General features: G+C 40.0%; 2 protein-coding genes and 1 pseudogene. All 3 read right to left on the bottom strand.

All coding sequences use genetic code 11. The annotated features are described in order from the left end of the window. Nucleotides 1-221, bottom strand: a pseudogene (locus tag HT688_RS11560) (hypothetical protein); the annotation flags it as partial. A 98-nt stretch (nucleotides 222-319) separates the two neighbouring features. After that, a complete protein-coding gene (topA, locus tag HT688_RS00110; protein ID WP_172923423.1) occupies nucleotides 320-2,407 on the bottom strand; it encodes a type I DNA topoisomerase in 2,088 nt (695 codons plus the stop codon). Between the two features lie 166 nt (nucleotides 2,408-2,573). Then, nucleotides 2,574-3,617: a TIGR00341 family protein gene (locus HT688_RS00105; RefSeq protein ID WP_050253721.1), complete on the bottom strand. Its 1,044-nt coding sequence runs from the start codon at nucleotides 3,615-3,617 to the stop codon at nucleotides 2,574-2,576. Between the last annotated feature and the right edge of the window lie 48 nt (nucleotides 3,618-3,665).

Below are 3,665 nucleotides of genomic sequence, written 5' to 3'. Positions count from 1 at the left end.
TGGTGGGGCATCAATGGAGTTTCTTGAAGGTAATACTCTTCGAAAATCTCTTCAAACCACGTCAGCGTCGCCTTGCCGTAGGTATGGTTACTGACTTCGTCAGTTTCATCTACAACCTCAAAACAGTGTTTTGAGCTGACTTCGTCAGTCTTATCTGCAACCTCAAAGCAGTGCTTTGAGCAACCTGCGGCTAGTTTCCTAGTTTGCTCTTTGATTTTCATTGAGTATAAAATAATCCTCTTCTAGTTTCGCATAAAATGATAAATTTTGTCAAGCTCCAACCAAAAAGAGCCTGAAATTGACTCTCAGGACTCTCCTCTTATTTAATCTTTTCTTCTTCGTAGTCACCCTTGCTACAAACAATCTGCTTGCCACCACCACGGACTTTTTTCTCCATGAGGAAATTGCCACATTTTGGACAGTCACGACCAACAGGCTTGTCCCAAGAAGTAAATTCACATTCTGGATAGCGATTGCAACCATAGAAGAGGCGGTTACGTTTTGTTTTACGCTCAATGATTTGTCCCTGATGACAACTTGGACACTCAACACCAATCTCTTTCACGATTGCTTGGGTATGACGGCAATCTGGAAAATTGCTACAAGCGTAGAACTTACCAAATCGACCAAGTTTAATAACCATTGGACTGCCACACACTTCACAGTCAAATCCAGCTGGTTCATCCTTAATCTGGATTTTTTCCATTTCTTCTTCAGCCTTGGAGACCTCTTTAGAGAATGGTTTGTAAAAGGCATCAATAACACGTTGCCACTGCTCTTTTCCGACTTCGACATCATCCAGCTTGCCTTCCATTTCAGCTGTAAAGGTCACGTTTACGATATCTGGGAAATATTCAACGATAAGCTTGTTAACAATTTCTCCCAACTCTGTCGGTTCAAAGCGTTTGGCTGCAAGGCGAACATAATAACGTTTCTGAATAGTTTCAATGGTCGGTGCGTAGGTTGACGGACGTCCAACCCCATTTTCCTCCAAGGTCTTGATCAGTGTCGCTTCAGAATAACGAGCAGGCGGTTGGGTGAAATGTTGCTCTGGTTTGCTATTAACCTGCTTAACCACATCTCCAACAGCCATATCTGGTAACATCTTATTCTTATCAGAATCATTATAAATGGCAAGATAACCATCAAACTTAACCTGACTACCATTAGCAGCAAATTGGACCTCATTTTGAGATAATTTAACAGCCATAGTATCAAAGACAGCAGCTGTCATCTGGCTCGCTACAAAACGATTCCAAATAAGAGTATAAAGCTTGAGTTGATCCTTGTCCAGATACTTAGCGATGCTTTCCGGTGTATTAAAGACACTTGACGGACGAATAGCCTCGTGGGCATCCTGAGCTCCAGAAGCATTTTTGACCTTGCTACCATGCTTAGAATACTTGCTACCAAAACGGTCCGTAATGAAACTTGCTGCTTCATTTTGCGCTACTGGACTGATACGAGTCGAATCAGTACGCATATAGGTAATCAAACCTTGCACACCAGAACCGATATTGATCCCCTCATAGAGCTGCTGCGCAACCATCATGGTCTTTCGAGTACGGAAGTTAATTTTATTGGCCGCATCCATCTGCATAGATGAAGTGGTATAAGGTAAAGGAGCATTGCGCTTGCGCTCTTTCTTATCCACCTGATCCACTGAAAAGTCTTTACTAGTCAGACGAGATAAGACTTCCTTGACTTCGTCATTACTAGTCAGTTTCAGCTTTTTGCCATCTACTCCATAGAAGGACGCCTGAAATTGCTTGGTTCCCTTTTTAAAGACAGCATCGATTGTCCAGTATTCCTCTGGTTGGAAGGCATTGATTTCATTCTCACGGTCAATGATTAACTTAAGCGCAATAGACTGTACGCGCCCTGCTGACAAGCCCTTCTTGACCTTCTTCCACAAAATAGGCGAAATCGAGTACCCTACCAAGCGATCCAAAACACGACGAGCCTGTTGGGCATCGACCAAGTCCATATCAATCTTGCGTGGCTCTTTGAAAGCATTTTTGACTGCATCCTTGGTGATTTCATTGAAGACCACACGGTTGGCATCATTTTCATCCAAGTTGAGAATATGGGCCAAATGCCAAGAAATCGCTTCTCCTTCACGGTCCGGGTCACTCGCCAGAAAGACTTTATTAGCTTTTTTGGCTTCTTTTTTCAAGTCATTGATGAGAGGACCTTTTCCTCGAATATTGATATATTGCGGTTCATAATTATTTTCAATATCGACGGACATACTGGATTTCTTCAAATCACGGATATGCCCGACACTGGCTAAAACCTTGTAGTTTCTGCCTAGATATTTTTCAATCGTCTTGGCCTTAGCAGGCGACTCCACGATGACTAGATTTTTTTTAACTGTTGATTTTTTCTTTTTTGTTGCCGTAGCCACAGTATCACACCTTTTCAAAGTAATAAACTTTATAAAGTGTAAACCATTTTTTGAACCCTGTCAAGACTTAGCTACTATAATAGAAGAAAAGTTTTATACTTAAGACCTCAGTCTTCCTTTGATATACATAGAAGACTTACGAGAAAAACCAGCTATTCTCAAGAAATTATTGCTCCTCGGACTCTGTATCAAATTTATTAGCTTTTTCCTTTTCTTTCGCTTCCTTATCCTTGATATACTGGAAGAAATATTCTACCAGTTCTTCCTTGCTAAGTTGTTCTGAATCAGACAATTGGGAAACTTGAACAGAAACATCACTTAAACCATAGTCCCCCCTCTTACTGGAAATCATATCGAGTTCTTCTTCTGTCAAATAATTTCCTGAGATGGTTAGCTTTAGGGTATGATTCTTTTTAGAATAGGTTTTTTTCAAAATATTATGCCCCTGAAACTGCTCTGATATAAATTTATTAAGGGACTCTTTTTTCAACGTTTCTCTGACTAAAGTCGTTGCAGAGATGAAACTCGGAATCATCAGTAAAACAGCAACTAGAAGCAAAATCCTGCGCATTTTAGAGTCTTCTTCATTATCTCTAAAATAGTGCTTCTTAACCATCATCAACCTGACACCTATATAAGTCGCAATGACAATGAAGCTACAATTGATGAGGAATAGGTAAGAAGAGCCTATGATAAATTTTAGATTAGCAGAAGCAATAGCGTAACCTACCGTACAAAGAGGAGGCATCAAGGCGGTTGCAATCGCGACACCAGGGACAATATTATTGGTCTCTTTTTTCCTAGCACCAATAATACCTGCTATCCCTCCTACAAAAGCAATGAGAACATCCCAAATAGTCGGAGAGGTTCTAGCAACAATCTCCGAACTAGCATACGAAATGGGAGAAAGATAAAAATAAAGTGTTGAAGCGATTAAACTGGCAAGAATTTGAATAGCTAATATTTTAAAAGATTTTCTTAACAATTTAAAATCAAATATAGCTAGAGAGAGCCCCACTCCCAGAATAGGTGTCATCAAAGGAGAGATTAACATGGCTCCAATAATCACGGGAGTCGAATCCATATTTAATCCGATAGAGGCGATAAGCATGGCACATAGCAAAATCACTAAATCACTTCTGGAGAGTTCTAATTCTTCGTATATTTTATTTCTAAATTCTACCAACGAATACAGTTTATTATTTGTCACAAATATCTTCCTTTCCTAGCTAACTAGTCGCTAATACTCTTCGAAAAT

The sequence above is a fragment of the Streptococcus sp. 1559 genome (genome assembly GCF_013276735.1).
Classification (GTDB): Bacteria; Bacillota; Bacilli; order Lactobacillales; family Streptococcaceae; genus Streptococcus; species Streptococcus pseudopneumoniae.
This window is presented reverse-complemented; position numbering and strand designations above follow the sequence as displayed.